Raw genomic sequence first — 23,285 nt, forward strand, 5'->3', positions numbered from 1 at the left:
GTTAGAGCAGGGGCATGGTGGGGCCAGCAACAGCTATCGACAGGTTTGTAAGGGACAACCCGGCAGAGGCGGTCGCGCGCCTGCGTAAGCTGCTGCGGGACGATGCTCAGAACCCCGAGGCTTGGCGCTTGCTTGGTCAGGCGCTCAGGACTCTGGGCGAAGATGAAGAAGCCTCCGAGGCCGAACTTGCCGCGATCCGGGCGACGGCCTTCGACAAGGACATGATCGCGATCGCCCAGGCGATGAACGCGGGCGACTTACCGCAGGCCGAAGCGCTATTGCGTGCCCGGCTCAAGTCCCAGCCGTTCGACGTGGCGGCGATCCGGCTGATGGCCGAATTGGCCGGGCGGATCGGGAGGTTGCGCGACGCCGAAGTTCTGCTGCGCCGCGCGCTCGAACTGGCTCCGGGCTTCAGCGCCGCGCGGGCGAACCTCGCCACCGTACTCTACCGCCAGAACCGCTTCGCCGAAGCCGGCGAAACGCTCGACGCGCTGGCCGATGCGGGGGACATGAACCCGGCGAACCGCAACCTGCGGGCGGCCACCCTCGGCCGGATCGGCGACTACGACGAGGCGCTGCGGATCTACGAGGACCTGATCCCGGCCTTTCCCGACCACGCCAAGCTGCTGATGAGCTACGGCCACGCGCTCAAGACGGTCGGTCGGCAAGACGAAAGCATCGCCGCCTATCGCCGTGCCATCGCCGTCAAGCCGGACCTTGGCGAGGTCTGGTGGAGCCTGGCCAACCTCAAGACCGTCCGCTTCGGCGATGACGATGTCGAGACGATGGAAACCGCGCTGGCAAGCGAGCCCGCACCTGCTCACGAAGACCGCCTCCATCTCCATTTCGCCCTGGGCAAGGCCTATGCCGACAGCGGCAACGCCGAGGCGGCATTCCGCCACTACGCCGCCGGGAACGCCCTGCGGAAGGACGAGGTGAAACACGACCCTGCCGCAGTCGCGGAACAGGTCGACGGCGTCATCGCCACCTTCACGCCCGAGTTCGTGGCCGAACACGAAGGATGGGGCGATGCCTCCCCCGATCCGATCTTCATCGTTGGCCTGCCCCGCGCCGGCTCGACGCTGATCGAACAGATCCTCTCGTGCCATTCGCAGATCGAAGGCACGATGGAACTGCCCGACATCCCCGCCATCGTCCGCCGCGAAACACAGGAACAGGGGACCAGCGCCCGAAATTGGACCACCGTCGCGGCCGGCATGGACCGCGCCAAGCTGGCCGCGCTGGGCGCCGAGTTTCTCGAACGCACCCGCGTCCAGCGCAAGAGCGGCAAATCGTTCTTCATCGACAAGCTGCCGAACAACTGGTCCTACGCCGGGTTCATCCACCTGATGCTGCCGAACGCGAAGATCATCGACGCCCGGCGCCATCCGCTGGACTGCTGTTTCTCCAACTTCCGCCAGCACTTCGCCATGGGCCAGGGCTTCACTTACGACCTCGAGCACATTGGCCGCTACTACGCGGACTACGTGCGGGCGATGGACCACTACGACCGCGTCTTGCCGGGACGGATCCATCGGGTGATCCACGAAGAGTTGCTGGAAGACCCCGAAGGCGTGGTGCGCAGGATTCTCGACTACCTCGGCCTGCCGTTCGAGGAAGTGTGCCTCGATTTCCATCGCAGCAGCCGCCCGGTGCGCACCGCGTCGAGCGAGCAGGTACGGCGCCCGATCAACCGCGACGGCGTCGACCAGTGGCAGGCTTACGACCAGTGGCTCGGACCGCTGAAGGCGACGCTCGGAACCTTGCCCCAACGCTACGCCACTCGCGGGAACTGACACTAAGGCAAGCATCGTGGCGAAAATGTCATAGTGTTGCAGGATTTGTGCAGCGCAATGATGCGCCGGTCTAATTTCTGTTGTTACCGCTCTTCTTATGTGGCGCACTGCTTCCGGGATAAGCCTTCGGGGAGGCGCTACACATGATGAGGTTACGTTCGGCCAAGACCACTCGGCGTTTGGCCATTTCATTGCTCGCGGGATCATCGCTGGCGGCAGTAACGCCAGCCGCCGCGCAGGATGAGCCGGGTGCCGCTGAAGCGCCTGCCTCGAGCGGCGGCAACGTCATCATCGTCACGGCGCAGAAGCGCGAACAGAACTTGCAGGACGTGCCGATCGCGATCACCGCGCTTGGCAACGAACAGCTGTCGAACCTGCAGGTCAGCAGCATCGAAGATGCCGTGCGCTTCCTGCCTTCGGTCACCATCCAGACCTTGGGGCCGGGCTTCTCGCAACTCTATTTCCGCGGTGTCGCCTCGGGCGAAAACGCCAACCACTCGGCCTCGCTGCCGACCGTGGGCACCTATCTCGACGAAATGCCCGTCACCACGATCCAGGGCTCGCTCGACATCCACGCCTACGACATCAACCGGATCGAAGCGCTTGCGGGTCCGCAGGGCACGCTTTACGGCGCCAGCTCGATGGCAGGCACCCTGCGCATCATCACCAACCAGCCGGATGTCGGCTCGTCTTATGGCGCTGTTGACCTGGAACTGAACTCGGTCGCCCACGGCGGAACGGGCGGCATGGCCGAAGGCTTCTACAACCTGCCGATCAGCGACAGCGCTGCGGTGCGCGTGGTGGGTTGGTACACTCGCGACGCCGGCTACATCGACAATATCCACGGCACCCGCACTTTCCCGATCAAGCAATTTGTCGACGACGACAACGACCCCGATACTGACGACGTTCTCGTTGATCTGCCGGGCGACGACATCACCCAGGACAACGCGAGCCTGGTCGAAAACAACTACAACGACGTCGAGACATTCGGCGGCCGCATCGCGCTGGGCATCGATCTCAACGACAGCTGGACGCTGCGCCCGACGATTATGGGCCAGTCGACCAAGGCCCACGGGTTCTTCGAGCAGGAACGCAGCTCTGCCACCAACGACAGGCTGCAGGTCGTCCAGTACAACCCGGAATACTTCAAGGACGAATGGGTCCAGGCCGCGCTGACCATCGAAGGCACGCTCGGCAACTGGGACCTGGTCACCACGGGCGGCTACTTGTGGCGCAATGACGAGGTCATTCAGGACTATTCCGACTATTCGTATTTCTACGACGCGCTGGCCGGCTATGCCTCCTATCTCTACGACAACGCCGGCGAGCAGATCAGCCCGAACCAGTACATCCAGGGCGCAGACAAATACCGCCGCATGTTCGGCGAAGTGCGTATCGCTTCTCCGGCGGAAAACCGTCTGAGAGTCATCGGCGGTCTCTTCGCGCAACGCCAAGAGCACCACATCACCCAGCACTACATCATCGACGACCTGGCTGACGTGCTCCAGGTGACCGGAACCACCGACAACATCTGGCTGACCGAACAGAAGCGTACCGATCGCGACTACGCGGTGTTCGGCGAAGTCAGCTACGACCTGATGGACGACCTGACGCTGACTGGCGGCGTCCGCGTCTACAACTACAAGAACTCGCTGGTCGGGTTCTTCGGTTACGGCGCCGGCTATTCCGGCAGCACCGGCGAATCGCAGTGTTTCGCGCCGGCCGTGGTTGAGGGATCGCCCTGTACCAACCTCGACAAGACGACGTCGGACACCGACTTCATCCACAAGCTGAACCTGACCTACAAGATCACGCCCGACATCATGACTTATGCCACATGGTCGCGCGGATTCAGGCCGGGCGGCATCAACCGGCGCGGTACCTTGCCGCCTTATGGTCCGGATGAACTCGACAACTACGAACTCGGCCTCAAGACCACGTTCGGCGACGTCCGGTTCAACCTGGCGGTGTACCAGCAGGACTGGAACGGCATCCAGCTGTCCTTCATCGGCGCCAACGGCCTCACCGAAATCCGCAACGCCGGCATCGCCCGCATTCGCGGCGCCGAGTTCGACTTCGGCTATTACGCCAATGGCGTGAGCCTGAGCCTGGGCGGCAGCTACAACGATGCCGATATCCGCAGGGACTTCTGCGCCATCGCCAACGATGAGTTCGACTGCACCACGCCGACGGACAACGAACTGCTCGCCCCGGCGGGTACCCGCTTGCCGACGGTGCCGAAGTTCAAGGGTAACTTCGTCGCCCGCTATGAAATCCCGGTCTTCAACGACTGGACTGCGCACGTCCAGGGAGCCGCCACCTACGTCGGCGACCGGCGGAGCGACCTGCGTACCTTGCAGAACGAGATCAAGGGCACGATCCCGTCTTATGCAACGGCGGACTTCAGCATCGGGATCAGCAACGACACCTATCGTCTCGAACTCTACGCGACCAACCTGTTCGACGGGAACGGACGCCTCGATACCAGCCTGCAGTGCCAGGAAACGGTGTGCGGCGACCCCGACGGCCTGACTGCCGGAGGCGGCGTCTTCTACGACGCCGTGATCCGTCCGCGCGTGGTCGGGCTCAAGTTCGGCAGCGACTTCTAAGGGAGAGGATCGGGCAGGTGCGTGCGGCGCCTGCCCGTCCCCTTAGCCCGGCACTCACGCGCTACTTGCCGGGTTTGACCTCGACATCCACCCGCTCGATCTTGCCGGTGAACTTGAACGGCATCTGGTAGGTCCAATCGACGGCTGAGCCGTTGTCGATGCCGATATCCAGGCCTTCGAAAATCGCGAACTGTACCGGCACGGAGCGCTCGATGCGCCCGGTGGCGACGGACTTACCATCGGCCTTGAGCGTGAACGCGCCGCCCTTGCCCATGCCGCCGCCGTCGTACTTGAAGTCGACGACGACGCTGTGCTTGCCCTTGCCGAGCGGTGCGTCCCCTACGACCGTGGTCCGCTCGATCCCAAGGAAGTTGTAGACGAACACCGGCTTCCCGCCGCGCAAGTAGAGGCCATAGCCGCCTTCCGAGCCACCCTGCGTGACGATCATCCCCTCGGCCCTGTCGTCGCTCACGTCGATCTCCGCCGAGATGGTCCACGACTTGTTGAGCATCGGCAAACAGGCCGCCGCCGGCAGCGCCACCATGCCTTCGTAATAGGTTGCCTTGGTCCGGTCACCCACCATGTTCGGCCGGCCCATCAGCTCGGCGTTCATGCGGATCGTCCCGCGCCAATCGAGCGGTAGCACGCTGTATTTGGCCGCTTCGACCCACCACATGTCCTGCAGTTCGCGTAGCTTGTCGGGATGCTTGCTCGCCAGGTCCTTGGCTTGCGAAAAGTCCTCATCGAGCTTGTAGAGTTCCCACACCTGGGTGTCGGGGTTCCAGTTTTCGTCGCGTTTGGGATCCCACGGGACGAACGAAGGCGCCGAGGCCATCCAGCCCTCGTGATAGAGCCCACGGTTGACCGCCAGTTCGAAGTACTGGGTCTTGCGCTTCGATGGGACTTTGGCGTCGCCGAAGGTGTGGGCGAAGCTCAAACCCTCGATCGGTTTCTGCATAATGCCGTTGAGCTCGCTCGGCTGGGTAATCCCGCATACCTCGTAGATCGTCGGCACGATGTCGATAACGTGGAGGAACTGGTCGCGCAGCCCGCCCTTGTCCTTGATCCGGTCGGGCCAGGACACGATCATCGGATTGCGGGTGCCGCCAAAGTGGCTCGCCACCTGCTTGGTCCACTGGAACGGCGTGTTCATCGCGTGGGCCCAGGATGACGGGAAGTGGTTGAAGTGTTTGGGGCCGCCGAGTTCGTCGATGGCCTTTAGGTTGTCTTCCCACTTCTCCGGAAACCCGTTGAAGAAGATGTTCTCGTTGAGCGACCCTTCCAGGCCACCCTCGGCGCTCGAACCGTTGTCGCCGGCGATGTAGATGATGATCGTGTTGTCGGCGTCGGGCAGGGCCTTCACTGCGTCGATCACCCGCCCCATGGCGGCATCGGCTTGCGCGCCATAAGCTGCGAACACTTCCATCATCCGGGCATAGAGCCGCTTCTGGTCGGCGTTGAGGCCGTCCCACGCGGGAAGGCCCTTTGACCGTTCGGTCAGCAAGGTGTCCTTGGGCACGACGCCGAGCTTCTTCTGCCGCTCCAGCGTCTGTTCGCGATAGGCATCCCAGCCCATGTCGAACTTGCCCTTGAACTGGTCGATCCACTCCTTGGGCGCCTGGTGAGGGGCGTGAGTGGCGCCCGGGGCGACGTAGAGGAAATAGGGCTTGTCAGGCGCGATGCTCTTGACCTTGCGCACCCACTTGATGGCCTTGTCGGCTAGGTCCTCGGTGAGATGATAGTCCGGGTCCTCGGACGCGGGCACCAGGTCGCGGTTTTCGAACAGCAGCGGGTGCCAGTGGTTCATGTCCCCCGCGTTGAAGCCGTAGAAATAGTCGAAGCCGAGGCCGTTGGCCCAGCGGTCATAGGGGCCGGAAGCGCTGGTCTCCCAGGTCGGGGTGTTGTGGTTCTTGCCGATCCAGGCGGTCATGTAGCCGTTCTGGCGCAGCACCTCGCCCACCGTGCCGCAGTTGCGCGGCAAGATGCAGGTATAGCCGTCATAGCCGGTCGCGCATTCGGTGATTCCCGCAAACGAGGTGGAATGATGGTTGCGCCCGGTGATCAGCGCGGCGCGCGTGGGGCTGCACAGTGCGGTGGTGTGGAAGTAGTTGTAGCGCAGCCCCTCCTTCGCCAGCCGGTCCATCGTCGGCGACGGTACGCCGCCACCGAAAGTCTCGAATTGCCCGAAGCCGACATCGTCGAGCAGGATCAGCACGATATTCGGCGCACCCTCGGGCGGTTGGATGGGCTGCGGAAAGGTTGCCGGGTCGGAGTCCTTGAAGGTCCGGCCCACTTCGCCCTGGAAGTGGAAATCCGGGCGGGGAAGGATTTCGGGGGTCTTGGCGGCCATGCGACTCTCCATCGGGATGAGCCGCGCACCCTATTGGCCGACCCTGCCGGGGATATCGGGTCAAACCCCGGAATTCGTGGGATGCCGGCCTGAGTGTCTACCTAGTCCCACCCCCTCATCCCTCCCCCTCCTTTCTTCGTCATTCCCGCGAACGCGGGAACCCAGGGCGACACACGCCAAGAGCCGACTAGGTCCCCGCGTTCGCGGGGATGACGAGATTAAAAGTGAGGGGCTTGGTATCCTCCTCGCCTCTCATCCACGGGGGAATGGAGTGCGGACGAGATGGACGGGTCGCACGCGCCAGCCTATCCATTGCGCTAGGCAACGGCGCGGGAGAGAGCCAGATCGCTAGTCCAACCTCAAACCCATCCGCGCGCAAACTCGGCCTGATCGCTGCCACGGCGCTCGTCATGGGCAACATGATCGGCTCGGGCGTGTTCCTCTTGCCCGCGAGCCTTGCTCCGTTCGGGTGGAACGCGGTCGGAGGATGGATCATCACCATATCGGGCGCGCTGGTGCTCGCCTGGGTGCTGGCGCGGCTCACACGGGCCTTGCCCGAGGCTGTGGGCGCGGTGGGGTTCGTCGAGAAGGCTTTCGGCGCGGTGCCGGGGTTCCTGATCAGTTGGGTCTACCTGGTGTCGATCTGGACCGCCGTCGTGACCATCGCCGTCGCCGCGATCAGCTATCTGTCGAGCATGATCCCGGCCCTGTCGGCGCACGCTTTCCTGCCGGCCATTGGAGCGGTGGTGCTGTTGTGGCTGATCACGCTGCTCAACTTGCGCGGAGTGAAGGAGGCCGGGAGCTTCCAGGTGGTCACCGTGGCACTGAAGGTCGTGCCGCTGTTTGTCGTGCTGGTCCTGGCCGCGGGTGCGCTGGCGACTGGGACCGGCCACCTCACCCCGTTCAAGCCGGAGACGATTTCGCTCACCGCCCTCAACGGAGCCGCGGCCCTGACCCTCTGGGCGCTACTCGGCTTCGAGTGCGCCAGCATCGCCGCCGCGCAAGTGCGCGATCCGGCGGTAAACGTGCCGCGCGCGACCATGTGGGGGACCGGCCTTACCGGGGTGCTCTACCTGACGGTCTGCTCGGCCATCGCGCTGATGCTGCCCGAGGCAATTGCCGCCTCCTCTCCGGCCCCGTTCGCCAGCTTCGTTGAGCGGTACTGGAGCCCCGGCCCGGCTGCGCTGATCGCGGTGTTCGCGGTCATCAGCTGTGTCGGCGCGCTCAACGGGTGGATCCTGATGCAGGGCGAGATGACCCGTAGCATGGCCGAGCGGGGGATGCTGCCGGCCTGGCTCGCCGGGACCGACGCCAAGGGAACGCCGCGGCGGGGCCTGCTGGTATCCTCGGTAATCGCCAGCCTGTTCGCGCTGGCGAACTCCAGCCGCAGCCTGCAGGGCCTGTTCGAGTTCCTGCTGCTGCTTTCGACCTCCGCCTCGCTGTGGCTCTACCTCGCCTGCGCGCTGACAGCGGTACGGCTGAACATCGCGCGCGGCTGGGCCATTGTGGGCGCAGCTTATGCGATCTGGATGCTCTGGGGCGCAGGCATTGGGGCGAGCGGCCTCAGCCTGGTGCTGATGGCGGCGGGCCTGCCGATCTACTGGTGGTCGCGGCGCACCTCAGCGCAGCAGACCGTCCAGCCATAGCTCGGCAAGGCGCTCCGCCTCCTCGGGAGTGAAGGGCGCCTGGCCGAGGCTGAGTTCGAGCCACAGCCCGTCGATCAGCGCTGTCAGGGCAACAGCGGGAAGACGCGTGTCCGTTCCCGGGCGCCATTCGTCCACCAGCACTTCGATGCCGCTGCGGAAGTCGCGATAGATCTCCGCCTGGACTTGCGCGATCGCCGGGTCGCTGCGGGTCAGGCTCCAGAATGCGATCCAGGTGGCGAGAAGTTCAGGGTCGGCAATCGGCGGGCGGAAGCTGGCGGTCAGGTAGGCGAGCAGGCGCGCCCGGGGTTCAGGTGCCGCGCTGGCGACGGCATCCGAAAGCGCGTTGGCCACGCGGGCGCCGGTCCAGCGGTAAGTCTCGGCAATCGCATCGGACACACCCGCGAAGTAGTGCCGCAACAAGCCCGGCGAGACCCCGGCCTCGGCACAGATCGCCCGTACCGACACCCCCGCCGCACCCCTCTCCGCCAGGCAGCGCGCAGTCGCTTCGATCAGGCTTTGCCGTCGTTCGTCGGGCGCTGAGCGCGTGAAGGCCGATTGCCGGGATGCCATGAGCTTGTTATACGCGTGTATAGCAAGGAGTCGCAAGTGGCATCACGTCCGCAACTATGGACCGGTGACAACACCGATCCGCAGGACGGCTGGTCCCTACCAGCCTGGACCTACGACGATCCCGAGTTCTTCGAGCTCGAGAAGGAACGCGTGTTCGCGCCGAGCTGGCAGGTGGTCTGCCACGTCAACGACGTGCCCGAGGCCGGCGACTGGCACACGCTCGAATATATCGGCGAAAGCGTGATCGTGATCCGGGGCAAGGACGCCCAGGTTCGCGCCTTCACCAACGTCTGCCGCCACCGCGGCTCGCGCGTGGTCGATGGATCGAGTGGGTGCGCCAAGCGGCTCGTGTGCCCCTACCACGCCTGGACTTACGAACTCGACGGTTCGCTGGTCGGCGTGCCCGACAGCGCCAGCTATCCCGGCCTCGACAAGTCGCGCCATGGCCTGGCGCCGGTCGACCTGGAGATCTGGCGCGGGTTCATCTTCGTGCGCCTTAAGGACGAGGGCGGCCCCTCGGTCGCCCAGATGATGGCGCCCTATGAGGCGATGGTCGAACCCTACCGCCTCGAAGCGCTCGAAGCGTTCGGCCGCGTCACAATGCGTCCGCGCGAGGTGAACTGGAAGAACATCGGCGACAACTACTCCGACGGCCTGCACATCCCCGTCGCCCACCCCGGCCTCACCCGCCTGTTCGGCAAGAGCTACGGCGTCGAAGCCGAAGAGCACGTCGATCGCATGTGGGGCGACCTGGTCGACCAACCGTCGCGCAACTGGTCCGAACGCGCATACCAGAACGTGCTGCCGAACGTGCCGCACTTGCCCGAAGACCGCCAGCGCGGCTGGCTCTACTTCAAGCTCTGGCCCAACGTCGCGTTCGACATCTACCCCGACCAGGTCGACTTCATGCAGTGGCTGCCGGTCAGCCCGACCACGAGCATGATCCGCGAGATCAGCTACGCCCTGCCCGACGACCGTCGCGAGATGAAAGCCGCGCGCTACCTCAACTGGCGCATCAACCGGCAGGTCAACGCCGAGGACACCGAGCTCATCACCCGCGTGCAGCAGGGCATGAGCTCGCGCAGCTTCTCGGTCGGCCCGCTGTCGGACAAGGAAGTATGCCTGCGCCACTTCTGCAAGCGGATGCGCGAGATCATCCCGGCAGCGCGGCAGGAACAACGGCCAGCCAAGGGCTGGAGCGGAAGGGAAGCATGAAGAAGTACGACGCTCTGATCATCGGCGCGGGCCACAACGGCCTCGTCTGCGCCTTCTACCTCGCCCGCGCGGGCCTCAAGGTGCGCCTGCTCGAACGGCGCGACGTCGTCGGCGGGGCAGCGGTCACCGAGGAATTCCACCCCGGCTTCCGCAACTCGGTGGCGAGCTACACCGTCAGCCTGCTGCAGCCCAAGGTCATCGAAGACATGCGCCTGGCCCAGCACGGCTATCGCGTGATCGAACGACCGATTTCGAACTTCCTGCCGCAGGAGGACGGCGGCTACCTCAAGCTCGGCGGCGGGCTGGAACGAACGCAGGCGGAGTTCCGCAAGTTCTCGGCCCACGATGCCGAGGTCCTGCCGCAATACTACGACGCGCTCGAAACCGTGGCCGAAGTGCTGCGCGGCCTCGCGCTCAAGGCGCCGCCCAACGTCGGCGAAGGCTGGCGCACGCTGGTCGATGGCGCGCTCCAAGGTCGCGGCCTGGCCAAGCTATCGCTCGAACAGAAGCGCGACGTGCTCGACCTGTTCACCAAGTCGGCCACAAGCTTCCTTGGCCAATGGTTCGAGAGCGAGGCGGTCAAGGCCGCGTTCGGGTTCGACGCGGTGGTCGGCAACTACGCCAGCCCCGACACCCCCGGCTCGGCCTATGTCCTGCTGCACCACGTGTTCGGCGAGGTGAACGGCAAGAAGGGCGCCTGGGGCCATTCGGTCGGCGGCATGGGCACGATCACCCAGATCATGGCCAAGGTCTGCCAGGACCTGGGCGTTGAGATCAGCCTGGAAAGCCCGGTCCAGCAGGTGCTGGTCGACGGCAACCGCGTGGCGGGCGTGCGCCTGGAAAGCGGTGAGGAGATCGCCGCCAGCCGCGTGATCGCCAATGTCGGCCCGAAGATCCTCTACGACCGCATGTTCGCGGCAAGCGACCTTTCGGCGGACTTCAACCGCCGGATGAAGGGCTTCAAGGCCGGCTCGGGCACATTCCGCATGAACGTCGCGCTCAGCGAGCTGCCGCGTTTCACTTGCCTGCCGGAACCCGGTGAGCACCACCAGTCGGGCATCATCCTCGCCCCGACCCTCGACTACATGGACCGCGCCTTCCTCGACGCGAAGCAGTTCGGCTGGTCGAAGAAGCCGATCGTCGAGATGCTGATCCCCTCGACCGTCGACGACAGCCTCGCCCCTCCGGGCCAGCACGTCGCCAGCCTGTTCTGCCAGCAGTTCGCCCCGGAGCTTCCCGATGGGCGCGACTGGGACGCCGAAGAGGGCGCAGCCGCCGATACGATCATCGACACGGTCGAAGCCCACGCCCCCGGCTTTCGCGCCTCGATCCTCGGTCGCCAGGTGCTTTCGCCCAAAGGACTGGAGCGCAAGCTCGGCCTCGCGGGTGGCGACATCATGCACGGCAATATGACGCTCGATCAGCTGTGGTCCGCGCGGCCGGTCCTCGGCCACGGCAACTACCGCGGGCCGGTCGGCGGCCTCTACATGTGCGGCGCCGGGGCGCATCCGGGTGGCGGTGTGACCGGCGCGCCGGGGCATAACTGCGCGCAAGTGGTGATCGGCGACGGCGGCAGCGTGCGGCGGTTTTTGTAGGTTCGGGATGGATGCATCTCCCTCCCCTCGTCATTCCCGCGAACGCGGGAACCCAGTAGGCTCTGCGAGTGCAGAGGGAATTCCAGCCGACGGTCTACATCCTGGCGAACAAGCGCAACGGCACCCTTTATGTGGGTGTCACGTCAGACCTGATGCAGCGGATTTACCAGCATCGGGAGGGGCTGATCTCCGGCTTCACGCGTGACCACAAGGTGAAACGGCTGGTCTGGTTCGAGCAGCACGGCACGATGGAGCTCGCCATCTTGCGCGAGAAGCGGATCAAGAAATGGCTCCGTGTGTGGAAGCTGGAGCTGATCGAGCGGGATAACCTTAGTTGGCGGGACCTGGCTGAGGATCTGGGGTTTGCGCCATTGGAGCTGACTGGGTCCCCGCGTTCGCGGGGATGACGATGATTAGGGAAGGCTTGAGTACACTCGGGTTCGAGTGACTACTTCCCAATTCCGTCAAATCTTCCGCGTCCCAATTTCCCTGATCACATCCTTCGTCATCCCCGCGAACGCGGGGACCCAGTCGGCTCTACAAAGCCCAACCCTAGCGATACTGCTCCCCACCCTTCACCACACCGGCGACGCTTTCCAGCACCCGCACATCCGTCAACGGGTCACCCTGCACGGCAATCATGTCCGCAAACTTGCCGGCCTTGAGCGATCCAAACTCTCCGTCGTGCCCAACCAGCGTCGCCGCATCGATCGTGGCCGAGCGGATCGCCTGCAGCGGCGTCATCCCATACCGCACCATATAGGCGAACTGGCGTGCATTGATGCCGTGGGGATAGACCCCGGCATCCGTGCCGAAACCGATCCGCACGCCCATCCGCACGGCCTTGGCGAAGTTCTCGCGCTGGAGGTCGGTCGTGGCGCGGTTCTTTTCGAGGTATTCGGCGGGCCAGCCCTCTTTGGTGCCGACTTCCTCGATGTAGTCGCCATTGAAGATGTCCATCACCAGCCACACGCCCTTGTCCTTGGCCATGCGCAGGCCCTCGTCGTCGATCAGGCTGGCGTGCTCGATCGAGCGGACCCCGGCGCGGATCGCGGCCTTGAGGCCCTCGGCACCGTGGGCGTGGGCCGTGGCGTAAGAGCCGTGGGCGCGGGCGACTTCGACTGCGGCGCGCATCTGGTCTTCGCTCAGCTCGGGCTGGTTGACGTCAGTGCCAACGGCGAGAACCGCGCCGGTGGCGATCAGCTTGAGGAAATCGACCCCGTTGGCGAACAGGAACTCGGCCTTCTGGCGCGACTCCTCGGGCGTGGACGAAACGCCGAGGCGCATGTCGGGCGGAAGCTGATCGTTGGGCACCACACCGTTGAGTTCACCCCCGCCGCCGGGCGTGGTGATATAGGCGCCGGCGACGTACATGCGCGGCCCCGGCACGCGGCCAAGGTTGATCGCGTCGCGCAACGCCACGTCGGTTAGCCCGCGATAAGTGCCGACATCGCGCACCGTGGTGAAGCCCGCCAGCAGCGTGGTTCGCGCGTTCTGCGCCCCGATCAACGCGGTGGCTTGCGGGGAGGTCTTGAGCGGCAGCGAGAGGTCAGCGTCCTGCCCGGCGTCAGCCAGATGGGTGTGCAGGTCGATCAGGCCGGGCAGCACGGTGTACGCCGACCAGTCGACCCGCTCAGCGCCCGCTGGCGTGGCACCACACGGCTCGATCCGCGCGATCCGCTCGTCCTGGGTTAGCAGACACTGGCCGGTGCTGACCTGACCGGTTTCGACATCGAGCAGTCGACCAGCCTCGACATAAAGCGAGCGGGCCTGGGCAGGCGTGGCGGCTAGTGCGAGGCTGGCGAGGGCGAGCGCGAGGAAGGGTCTCATTCCAAGAGGCTTAGACCCTGCCTCGGCCTGTAGGAAATACCTATTTCCGGCTCACTTCCCCGCCAGAAACGCCTCCGCCAGTGCATCCATATCCGCCACCGGATTGTTCGGACCCGACTGGCGCTTGGGGATGAACTCGTTGAGCACGCGGCGCTTGGCGATCAGCCATTGGCCGTCGACCTTTTTGAACTCATCCTCGTAGATCCCGTAAGTGCCCATCTTCATCGTGTCGCCCGGGCCATGGTTGGCCATCTCGAGCCACAGGGTGCGTCCCCAGGCGCGCTCGCCTTCGACGCGGATCGAGCTTTGCAGGATCACGTGGCGCAGGATCGCGGGCTTGCCGTCTTCAGTGTGGTAGAAGCGGCCGATCCCCTTGGCGAAGCTGGTCACGGCCTCGCGGATGGCCTCGCGGCCCCTGGAGGTGCCGCTGGCGAACTCCAACTCGCCGTCCTCAGTGAAGGTGGCGACGTAGGCATCCCAGTCGAAGTAATCGATGGCGAACAGGTAGCGCGCCATCAGGTCCTCGATCTCGGCGCGGTCCTGGCCGTAAGTGGGCGAATAGTTGGGCGCAGCGCTGGCCGCGCCGGGCAGCGCGCCAAGGACAAGGACAGCCGCCGCCAGGGCGGACTTGCAGGCAGTGCTAACGGACATCTCTCTAATTCTCCCCATGCCTCAGTGTCCCCAATCCTCGTTGGCGCGCGCGATCAGGTAGTGGTGAATGGCCTCGGCCTCGTCCCGCGACAGCACGTCGGCGAAACTCGCCATGCCGTTCGCGGCACGCTGGCCTCCGATGACGATGCTGAGGAACTCAGCGTGCGTGGCCGGTGTCATGTGGCGCAAGTCCTTGACCCCGCCGCGCGCGGCGTTGCCGTGACATAGCGCGCAGTTGGCACCGTAGAGTTGCTCGCCGCGCGCGACCAGTTCGGGCGAACCCGTGAGCGCGGGCGGTGCGGAAAGCTCGGGCACTTCGACCGATTCCGCGGGCAGCGGCGGCAGCGTCGCCTTGCCGCCCAGCTTGAACACCAGCAGGCGCGGCTTCGAGAGGAACAGCTGCGAATAGGCAGAGCGCTCGACATGCGCGAGGCCTCCGCCCCAACCGGCGTTGACCGCGACATATTGCTCGCCATCGACCATGTAGGTGATCGGCGCAGAGATCGGCACTTGCTGCACCGGCATCTCCCAGACCTTCTCTCCGGTATCGGCGCGGTAAGCCGCAAAGGTCGTGCCGATGGTCCCTTCGAACACCAGGTTCCCTGCGGTTACCAGCACGCCTCCGCTGCCCTTCTGGGGCGAGGGAACGCGCCAGACTTCACGCTGCGTCACCGGGTCCCAGGCCGAAAGCCAGCCGCGCGAATGGGCGTCGGCGTATTCGGCAATCGTCTTGCGCTGAGCATCATGGCCGGAGAAGCTGGTGCCGAGCGAAGGCCGTGCCGGATCGAAGCTCTCGGCGGCGGCATAGGCCATGTAGGTTTCGGATACCGGGATATAGACCAGGCCGGTCATCGGGCTGAAGGCCATCGGGTTCCAGTTATGCCCCCCGCCCGCGCCGGGCGAGACCATCGTGGGCACAATTCCATAGCGCGCCGCGGGATTTTCGACCGGCCGCCCCGTGGCCATGTCGACCCCGCTCGCCCAGTTGATCGGCACGTAAGTCTTGGCCGAGATCAGCTCCCCGGTCTCCCGGTCGAGCACATAGAAAAACCCGTTCTTCGGCGCCTGCATCAGCACCTTGCGCGTTCGCCCGCCAATCGGGAGGTCGGCCAGGATCATCTGCTGCGTGGCGGTGTAGTCCCACTCCTCGCCAGGTGTCGTCTGATAGTGCCAGACGTATTCGCCGGTATCGGCCTTGAGCGCCACGATCGAGGCCAGGAACAGATTGTCCCCGCCACCCGGGCTGCGCCACTTCCGCACCCAGGGCGACCCATTACCGGTGCCGATGTAGATCAGCTTGAGCTTGGGATCGTACGAGATGTTGTCCCACACGGTCCCGCCGCCGCCGGCCTTCCACCACTCGCCGGTCCAGGTCTTGGCGGCCATCTCCATCGCCGCGTTCTCGAACCCCGCGGCGGGGTCGCCCGGCACTGTGTAGAAGCGCCAAAGCTGCTTCCCGGTCTCGGCGTCATAGGCGGTAACGTAGCCACGCACCCCCAGCTCCGCGCCGCCGTTGCCGATCAGCACTTTGCCGTCGAAAACCCGAGGGGCGCCGGTGATGGTGTAGGACTTGGAGTTGTCGACCGTCAGTTCGGACCACACCGGCTTCCCGGTCCGCGCGTCGAGCGCGATCAGCCGCCCATCGAGCGTGCCGACGTAGATCTTGCCCTTCCACGCCGCGAGCCCGCGCGAGACAATATCGCAGCAGGCCATGCGCCCATACTTGAGCGGCACGTGCGGATCGTAGGCCCACAGCACTCGCCCGGTCTTGGCGTCATAGGCGGTGACGATATTCCACGGCTGGACGTTGTAGAGCACCCCGTCGATCGCCAGCGGCGTCGCCTCCATCCCACGCGTCGTGGCGATGTCGGCATACCAGGCGAGGCCGAGCTGGTTCACGTTACCGGCGTTGATCTGGGTCAGCGGGCTGAAGCGCTGCTCGTCATAAGTGCGCCCGTTGCTCATCCACTGCCCGGCATTGCGGTCAGCATCGAGCAAGCGCGCATGATCGACCCGCGCGGGACCGCTTTCCTGCGCCGCAACCGGCAGGACGGCGGCGATGAGGCCAAGACCCAAGGCAAGACCAATCGCCTGCCTCACCAGCTGTGCCCGCACTACCGGCTCCCCCGCACGATCACCCGTTCCTCGAACAACTTCTCAAGCACCGCCTCGTTCGTCCTTTCATAGACCAGGCTCTGCGGGTTCTTCCCCGCGATATTGGCCAGAGCCGCCAGTCGTCCGCCGCCCAGGTAAAGCGTGTCCGGCTCGCTCCGCGCGATCGGGTCTGCATAGGCTTCATCCATAGTCACGATGGTCCAGCCGGCCGCGCGCAGGCCCTTGATCAGGTTGACGATGAACAGTCCCGCGATGTCGGTCTCGTGCAGCAGCAGGACATGGGCAGGCTGGCGGCCCAGAGTCTCGCGAGCCATCGCATCATAGAAGTCCGCCGTTCCGACGATCGTCTCGACATAGAGATCGCGCAGGGCGTCCTTATCGATCGGCCGCTTCGCCTCGACCGCTTTGCGGGCAAGGTCGTCGATCGCCCAGTCGTAGTCGTCGATCGTCACATAGGCATTCATCAGCCCGCGCTCGCGGAGCGCCGCGCGCAAGGCATCGCGCCGCGCCAAGTCGCGTCCCTCGTCGAGATAGAGAAAGCGATACCACGGCCGTTTGCCCGGCTTCCCGGCAAGCCAGGCCTCTGCCCGGTCGAGGTCGGCGATGTAGTCCGCCGCGCTGTTCTGCGAGAGCCAGGTATGGCTGTGGGAGTGATTGCCAATCACATGCCCGGCCGCGACATAGGCCCGGATCCGCTCCTCTCCGCCCTTGCCGAAATCGGTCTCGAGGTTGCCGGTCGTGATGAAGAACCCCGCCTGCTCGACCCCAGCCTCGGCCAGCCCGGCGATGAGCGCGGCCGTCCGCTGGTCCGGTGTCATGAAGCCACCCGGATGGCGCGGCGCGTCGTCGAAGCTGATCGCGATGCGTTTCCCCTCCTGCGCAAGCGCAGGCGTGGCGCCCAGCCCCAGGACGAGCGCGGCGACCGCCAGCAGAAACCTCAGGAGACCGGCCACGCGTCGTTCGGCTTAGGCGTGGGACAGGCCGGGAATCTGGCTCGCGTCGGCCCAGAACCCATGGACCTGGCCGACGACCGGGAACGGCATCCTCACCCGGGCGACCGGGCCGGCGGCAACGTCCTTGGTGTCGATCAGGATCAGGTCCGAGCGGCCGCCTTCTTTCATGCTGCTGCCGATCCCGATCAGATAACCGTCGCCCTCTGGCGCATCCTTCTTGCGCGGAACGAAGGTCATTTCGGACAGCGAGTAGTCGGGCACCGAGGCGACCTGCACCGTCTTCTCCTGATGATCGATGATCGACCACCCGCCGCCGGGTCCTGGGCTGTTGAGGTAGCCGTAGCGGTAGGGCAGCGTGTGGAACCGGTCGTCCTGCCGCGAGAGCACACCGCTGACTTGCGGGAATAGCGTCTCGCTCTGGAAGCGATCGTTGGTTCGGCTCGACAGGTCGACGGTGAAGCGCCGGATCAGCCCGCGCGATTTCGCCGGATCGAACGGTTCGTGCAGGCTCGGGAAGAACGGGAACTGGTTGCCCTCGCCCCCATCCCAGTCGACGGTGATCTTGTCGCCATCGGACCAGCCGCCCATGACGTGAGTGCAGAACAGGTTCGGCCCCCTGAACCACCGGAGATCCTTGCCGTCGCCGCCACGGCGCATGACGCCGAGGTAACAGGGCGCCTGCGAATTGTAGGAGAAGTGCACCCCGCCCGCTTGGATGCGGTTCGCGTCGGCAACCATGTTCGTCAGGTAGAGCACGATATGGGTCTGGGTGACCGCGAAGTCGTGCATCATCCCGGCATAGGGCGCCTGCACTGTGGTGCTCCAGTTCACCTCGCCGTTGCGGTCGGCCGAAAAGACGAAGATGTCCTTTGAGAGAAACCCGTTCGCCTCGTAGCCGAAGCCGATGTACTCGCCGGTCAGCGGGTCGATCTTCGGGTGCGCGGTGTGGGTCTGGCTCGCGAGCTTGCCGCCGAACGTGTAGTAATCGTCGAGCGTCTCCAGCGTCAGCGGGTCCATGTAGACCGGCGGGCTGTCCTCCTTGAACACCAGCAGTTTGCCGTGATGCAGGAACAGCTGCGTGTTCGCAGTGCCACGGCTGAGGTCCTTGACGCTCGGGTCGTCGGTCAGGGGATTGCGGTACATCCCGAACAGCGAGCGCCGCGCCTCATGCTGCGCTTTCCAACGCTGGTTGCGGACGTAGCGCGTGCGATAGTCGACATGCCCGTCCTTGATGCGGAACATGCTGACGTGCCCCTCGCCATCGAACACGATGTCGGAGGCGTACTTCGGATCCTTCGGGTACTGCGGATCGGGCCCGACGCGATAGAACACCCCGTCGAGGTCCTTCGGCCAGGCGCCTTCGACTTCGCAATCGTAAAGGTCGATTTCCGCCCGGTTCACCGCCCCGCCAGCGCTGCCGCCGCCGCCAAACGCCTGGCGTCCATCGGGAAAGTCGACCTGAGGTGCCACGGATGCCGCGCTCTGCGCCATGGCCGGAACCGCCATCGTCAGCCCCGAAAGCGCCGCGCCCGTCCCAACAGTCGCCGCACCCAGAAAAAGGCGCCGATTCAATTGCGTTCCGTTCGTGGAATCACCCGATGCGGCCGCCGAAACGGCGTTCTCGTCCTTCACAGCCCAACCTCCCCAACGGCTTCCCGCCGCTTTGACGCCATGCTTGTCCGATTGACCGCGTTTGGCAAGTGAGGCCGTGCGCAAAAATCGCGCGAGGGCGGAGATTTGGCCCGGAAGGGCGGCGATCACGCCGCAGAAAATGGTGCCCAGAAGAGGACTCGAACCTCCACGCCCTTGCGAGCGCCAGCACCTGAAGCTGGTGCGTCTACCAATTCCGCCATCTGGGCACGGGCCGCGCGGTCGTCTTAGGCCGGCGGCGGGTAGGCGCGGGCCACTAGCGAAGGGGAGGGGGCGTTGTCAATCGCCGCGATGCGGCCCAGTGCGGCTTGCGAGGCTCGCCGGCATGCGGCATGGGCCGCGCGAGAGCTTTATAGGAACCGGCGACACGCCGGCCGGGTTGGAAACAGGCAATGGCGCAAGTGGATTCGCTCGAAGACAAAATCGTGGTGCTGATCGGCGGCGGAGGCTTCCTCGGCTCGCATGTCGCCGAGGTGCTGCTGCGCCGCGGCGCCCGCGTCAGGATCGCCGAGCGGAACCCGGAGCAGGCCTATCATCTGCGCGCGCTCGCCAATCTCGGGCAGATCCAGTTCATGCGCGCCAATGTCCGTGACAAGCGCAGTATCGAGGCGGCCACACACGGCGCCGACGCGGTCGTCTACCTCGTCGGCACATTCGGCGACGGGCAGTTCGAACTTCAGGCCGAAGGTGCTGGAGAAGCCGCGAAGTCGGCGGCGGCCAACGGTGCCAAGGCATTCGTCGACATCTCTGCACTCGGCGCTGACCCGGCTTCGGACAGCGGCTACGCCTCGTCCAAGGGCGAAGGCGAGCAGTTGGTGCGCGAGGCTTTCCCCAAGGCGACGATCGTGCGCCCCTCGGTCCTCTTCGGCGATGAAGACAAGTTCGTGAGCCTGTTCGCCGGGCTGATTGCCGCGCTCCCCGCCCTGCCGGTATTTGGCGCCGAATCTCGGCTTCAGCCGCTGTTCGTGGACGATGCGGCCGAAGCGATCGTGAACGCGCTGGCCGACCCCGGCAGCCATGGTGGCAAGACTTACGAGATCGCAGGGCCCGAAGTGCTGACGGTCGAAGATCTGCATCGGAGAATCGCCAAGGCCCAGGGCCGCGAGCGCGCCTTCTTCCACATGCCCGATGCGCTCGCTTCGCTGTTCGCAGTGCTGCCCGGCTCGCCGATGAATTCCGACCAATGGAAGCTGCTCAAGCGCGGCAACGTGGCGTCGGGGCAGTTCCCGGGCTGCGACAAGCTGGGTGTGCAGCCCAAGCCGTTGGGGCTGTTCCTCGACCGCTGGATGATGCGCTACCGCAAGCACGGCCGCTTCGGGACGAAGAACGAGCTGGCCTGAGGCTAGTTCGCCCCTTGGGTGCTCTCGTCGCCTAGCAGGTTCACCGGTTCGACCAGCAGCATCGACCCTTCGGTGCCGCGGATTCGCACCCGCTCGCCCTTGGCTGTGTCGGGGCCGCGGGCGATCCATTCGCTGTCGCCGAGTTTTACCCGGCCGCTGCCGTGCTCGATCGCCTCGACCACCAAGGCGGTCTCCCCGACCATCCGCGCACCGCGACGGTTCATCAGCGGATCGGAGCTCTCGATCGGCTTCTGGCCGAGGAACCGCTTGGCGGAGAAGGCAACGATCAGGGACAGGAACACGAAGTCGACCACCTGCATCGGGAATGACAGGTCGAGCCCGACCGTCATCACGCCGGTGATGATCGCAGCGACGGCCAGCCAGATGAGATAGACGCCCGGCACCAGCATCTCGAGGCCGGCGAGCAACAGCCCCAGGGTCAGCCAGACCCAATGCGCTTCGAGGCCATTGAGCCAGTCCATCAACGCTTACTCCTCCCCCTCGCCTCTTGTGCGCGGGACGGCGGTGCGCGGCGCTCCCTTGGGTAGCTCGAGCGGGGTTGTGACATCGCCTTTGCGCCCATCGCCGAGTATCTCGCGCGCCATCTCGCCGATCCCGCCGAGGGTGCCGATGAGCTGGGTGGCTTCGATCGGGAACAGGATGGTCTTGGCGTTGGGGCTGGTGGCGAACTTGCCGATCGCTTTCGTATACTCCTGGGCGATGAAGTAGTTGATCGCCTGGTTGCCCGATTGCGAGATCGCCTGGGACACGACTTCAGTCGCCCGCGCTTCGGCCTCGGCCGCGCGCTCGCGGGCCTCGGCGTCACGGAACGCGGCTTCCTTCTTGCCCTCTGCCGAGAGGATGGCCGACTGCTTCTCGCCCTCGGCGCGCAGGATGCGGCTGGCGCGTTCGCCTTCGGCTTCGAGGATCTCGGCACGCTTCAAACGTTCCGCCTTCATCTGCCGCGCCATGGCTTCGGAGATGTCGATCGGCGGGCGGATGTCCTTGATCTCGACGCGGGTGATCTTGACGCCCCAGGGGCTGGTGGCGTGATCGACCACGCCGAGCAGGCGGGCGTTGATCTCGTCGCGCTTGGACAGCGTCTCGTCGAGGTCCATCGAGCCCATCACGGTGCGCAAGTTGGTGGTCACGATGGCCATGATCGCGGCGTAGAGGTTGTGCACCTCGTAAGCTGCCTTGCCCGCATCGAGGACCTGGAAGAACACCACCGCATCGACGCCGACCATGGCGTTGTCGCGGGTGATGATTTCCTGACCGGGGATGTCGAGCACTTGCTCCATCATGTTGACCTTCTGGCCGACGCGATCGACGAACGGCACGATCAGGTGCAGGCCCGGCTCGGCCGAGAGGGTGAACTTGCCGAGGCGCTCGACCGTGTAGACGTATCCCTGACGGACAACGCGCACGCCCATCATCAGGAAGACGAGCATGACAAAGACCAGGGCACCGATGACTGCGTACATGGACTTCACTCCCCCGAAATCGTCCGTGGCAGCCATGGTAGCTTGCGCCGGACCGGGGGCAAGCGAAAGCGACGCGCAGCTAATCACCGGGCCTGATTGTGCGCGGTGAGGTGTCCGCCTAGAGAAGCTGCCGATAAACGGAATCAGGGTCTGGGAGGATCGTTCATGAAGAAGCTTGCGTTGACGGCCGTGTGCATGGTGCTGGCCGCGTCGGGGACCGTCGTTTCGGCGCAGAATGCGCCGGCCCCTGCGGCAGCCCCGGCAGCGGCAAGGCCTGCGGGCCCGCCGCCGACGCCGGCTTTGGGTGACGGCCCATGGGACGTGCAGGGCGCCGACGCCAAGCTGCATGTCGAAGTCGTGACCAAGGGCCTCGATCACCCGTGGGCGCTTGCCTTCCTGCCCGATGGCGGGATGCTGGTCACTGAGCGGCCCGGCCGCCTGAGGATCGTCCGCAACGGCGTGCTCGATCCCAAGCCGATCGAAGGCCTGCCGGCGATCTTCGCTCCGGGCATCGCCGGGCTGACCGACATCGTGCTCGACCCGAACTTCGCCAGCAACCGGATCATCTACCTCGCTTACAGCAAGGCCGATCCGGCCGAGGGCGCCAACCCAGCGCCCAACGTCAATTCGACGCTGGCAGTGATGCGCGCGAAGTGGGACGGCGCCTACAAGCTGACCGAGGTGAAGGACATCTTCGTGGCCGACGCCTGGTACGGCAAGCCGCCACTGCCGCCCAAGTGCTGCGGCCAGGGCCCGGCTTTCGGCAGCTTCGGTGGCCGCATGGCGATCGACAACGAAGGCCACCTGTTCGTCACCAGCGGCGATCGCAACTTCGGCGAGAAGGTGCAGGACCCCTCCAACCACTTCGGCAAGATCCTGCGCCTCAATCTCGATGGCAGCCCGGCAAAGGATAACCCCTTCGCTAGCCAGCCGGGCGCCAAGCCGGAGACCTGGTCGACTGGCCACCGCAACCCGACCGGCCTCTACTTCGACACCGCCACCGGCCGGCTGTGGGAGACCGAGTTTGGCCCGCGTGGCGGCGACGAGGTCAACCTGATCCAGCGCGGCGGCAACTACGGCTGGATGGATGTCACCCAGGGGTTCCACTACAACGCCGAGCCGGCGAAGAAGGGCACTCGCAATGTCGAGGGCATGACCGATCCGGTGTGGGCCTTCGGACCGCCCTCGGGCAATCCCGGCAACCTCGCCATCTATCGCGGGGCGTCGTTCCCGCAGTGGCAGGGCGACATGTTGCTTGCAGCGATGAACCGCTCGCTGGTGCACTTCAGGCTTTCGCCCGATGGCCACGTGGTGTGGAAGGAAGAGCTGCTTTCCAACCTCGGTCAGCGCCTGCGCGACGTGCGGGTGGCGCCTGACGGTTCGCTCTACATCCTGACTGACGAGACTGCTGGGGCGATCCTGCGCGTCACGCCTGGGAGCTAAGCTTGGTTCTAATCCTCCCCGAGCTCGTCTCGGGG

17 protein-coding genes and 1 tRNA gene are annotated in these 23,285 nt (G+C 65.3%); 8 read left to right on the plus strand and 10 right to left on the minus strand.

What is annotated here, in order from left to right:
* The first annotated feature begins 14 nt into the window (after positions 1-14).
* A complete protein-coding gene (locus ASD76_RS12265; protein WP_055923342.1) occupies positions 15-1,796 on the plus strand; it encodes a tetratricopeptide repeat-containing sulfotransferase family protein in 1,782 nt (593 codons plus the stop codon).
* 143 nt (positions 1,797-1,939) lie between these two features.
* Positions 1,940-4,408 (plus strand): TonB-dependent receptor, encoded by a 2,469-nt coding sequence (locus ASD76_RS12270; protein ID WP_235506711.1) that lies wholly within the window; start codon positions 1,940-1,942, stop codon positions 4,406-4,408.
* A 61-nt stretch (positions 4,409-4,469) separates the two neighbouring features.
* On the opposite strand, the gene ASD76_RS12275 is transcribed toward ASD76_RS12270, so the two are convergent.
* Positions 4,470-6,758: an arylsulfatase gene (locus tag ASD76_RS12275; protein WP_235506713.1), complete on the minus strand. Its 2,289-nt coding sequence runs from the start codon at positions 6,756-6,758 to the stop codon at positions 4,470-4,472.
* Between the two features lie 410 nt (positions 6,759-7,168).
* On the opposite strand from ASD76_RS12275, the gene ASD76_RS12280 reads away from it, so the two are divergent.
* Positions 7,169-8,404, plus strand: a complete 1,236-nt coding sequence (locus tag ASD76_RS12280; protein WP_235506715.1) for an amino acid permease — start codon at positions 7,169-7,171, stop codon at positions 8,402-8,404.
* Here ASD76_RS12280 and ASD76_RS12285 read toward each other — a convergent pair.
* Entirely contained in the window at positions 8,378-8,974 is a 597-nt protein-coding gene (locus ASD76_RS12285; protein WP_055923344.1) for a TetR family transcriptional regulator C-terminal domain-containing protein, read from the minus strand. The genes ASD76_RS12280 and ASD76_RS12285 overlap by 27 nt on opposite strands.
* Before the next feature lie 36 nt (positions 8,975-9,010).
* Here ASD76_RS12285 and ASD76_RS12290 point away from each other — a divergent pair, with 36 nt between their 5' ends.
* The 3 genes from ASD76_RS12290 (at position 9,011) to ASD76_RS12300 (ending at position 12,191) form a co-directional block, all read left to right on the plus strand.
* A complete protein-coding gene (locus tag ASD76_RS12290; RefSeq protein ID WP_055924244.1) occupies positions 9,011-10,189 on the plus strand; it encodes an aromatic ring-hydroxylating oxygenase subunit alpha in 1,179 nt (392 codons plus the stop codon).
* A complete protein-coding gene (locus ASD76_RS12295; RefSeq protein WP_055923345.1) occupies positions 10,186-11,784 on the plus strand; it encodes a phytoene desaturase family protein in 1,599 nt (532 codons plus the stop codon). Before ASD76_RS12290 ends, ASD76_RS12295 begins: the two co-directional genes overlap by 4 nt.
* Before the next feature lie 68 nt (positions 11,785-11,852).
* Entirely contained in the window at positions 11,853-12,191 is a 339-nt protein-coding gene (locus ASD76_RS12300; protein WP_055923346.1) for a GIY-YIG nuclease family protein, read from the plus strand.
* Between the two features lie 145 nt (positions 12,192-12,336).
* On the opposite strand, the gene ASD76_RS12305 is transcribed toward ASD76_RS12300, so the two are convergent.
* The 6 genes from ASD76_RS12305 to ASD76_RS12330 all read right to left on the minus strand — a co-directional run bounded on the left by ASD76_RS12305 (position 12,337) and on the right by ASD76_RS12330 (position 19,192).
* On the minus strand, positions 12,337-13,614 hold the full coding sequence (locus ASD76_RS12305) for a metal-dependent hydrolase family protein (protein ID WP_055923347.1): 1,278 nt from the start codon (positions 13,612-13,614) through the stop codon (positions 12,337-12,339).
* A 51-nt stretch (positions 13,615-13,665) separates the two neighbouring features.
* On the minus strand, positions 13,666-14,265 hold the full coding sequence (locus tag ASD76_RS12310) for a nuclear transport factor 2 family protein (RefSeq protein WP_055923348.1): 600 nt from the start codon (positions 14,263-14,265) through the stop codon (positions 13,666-13,668).
* 21 nt (positions 14,266-14,286) lie between these two features.
* The gene (locus tag ASD76_RS12315) at positions 14,287-16,380 is read right to left on the minus strand and encodes a PQQ-dependent dehydrogenase, methanol/ethanol family (RefSeq protein WP_055923349.1); all 2,094 of its coding nucleotides are present in this window, start codon (positions 16,378-16,380) and stop codon (positions 14,287-14,289) included.
* On the minus strand, positions 16,380-17,333 hold the full coding sequence (locus tag ASD76_RS12320) for a polysaccharide deacetylase family protein (protein ID WP_055923350.1): 954 nt from the start codon (positions 17,331-17,333) through the stop codon (positions 16,380-16,382). Before ASD76_RS12320 ends, ASD76_RS12315 begins: the two co-directional genes overlap by 1 nt.
* 12 nt (positions 17,334-17,345) lie before the next feature.
* Complete coding sequence (locus ASD76_RS12325) at positions 17,346-18,905, minus strand: carotenoid oxygenase family protein (RefSeq protein WP_156457711.1); 1,560 nt, start codon at positions 18,903-18,905, stop codon at positions 17,346-17,348.
* Between the two features lie 200 nt (positions 18,906-19,105).
* A tRNA-Leu gene (locus ASD76_RS12330) sits at positions 19,106-19,192 on the minus strand.
* A 183-nt stretch (positions 19,193-19,375) separates the two neighbouring features.
* Here ASD76_RS12330 and ASD76_RS12335 point away from each other — a divergent pair.
* Positions 19,376-20,323, plus strand: coding sequence for a complex I NDUFA9 subunit family protein (locus ASD76_RS12335; protein ID WP_055923352.1), 948 nt, complete (start codon positions 19,376-19,378; stop codon positions 20,321-20,323).
* A 2-nt stretch (positions 20,324-20,325) separates the two neighbouring features.
* Here the strand turns inward: ASD76_RS12335 and ASD76_RS12340 are convergent, their stop codons facing one another.
* Positions 20,326-20,805 carry an NfeD family protein gene (locus ASD76_RS12340; RefSeq protein WP_055923353.1) on the minus strand — a complete coding sequence of 160 codons (480 nt, stop codon included), beginning with the start codon at positions 20,803-20,805 and terminating at the stop codon, positions 20,326-20,328.
* A 6-nt stretch (positions 20,806-20,811) separates the two neighbouring features.
* Positions 20,812-21,807: an SPFH domain-containing protein gene (locus ASD76_RS12345; protein WP_055924246.1), complete on the minus strand. Its 996-nt coding sequence runs from the start codon at positions 21,805-21,807 to the stop codon at positions 20,812-20,814.
* Between the two features lie 165 nt (positions 21,808-21,972).
* Here ASD76_RS12345 and ASD76_RS12350 point away from each other — a divergent pair, with 165 nt between their 5' ends.
* The gene (locus ASD76_RS12350) at positions 21,973-23,250 is read left to right on the plus strand and encodes a PQQ-dependent sugar dehydrogenase (protein WP_082553818.1); all 1,278 of its coding nucleotides are present in this window, start codon (positions 21,973-21,975) and stop codon (positions 23,248-23,250) included.
* The last annotated feature ends 35 nt before the right edge of the window (positions 23,251-23,285 follow it).

This window comes from Altererythrobacter sp. Root672 (assembly GCF_001427865.1).
In the GTDB taxonomy this organism is placed as follows: Bacteria; Pseudomonadota; Alphaproteobacteria; order Sphingomonadales; family Sphingomonadaceae; genus Croceibacterium_A.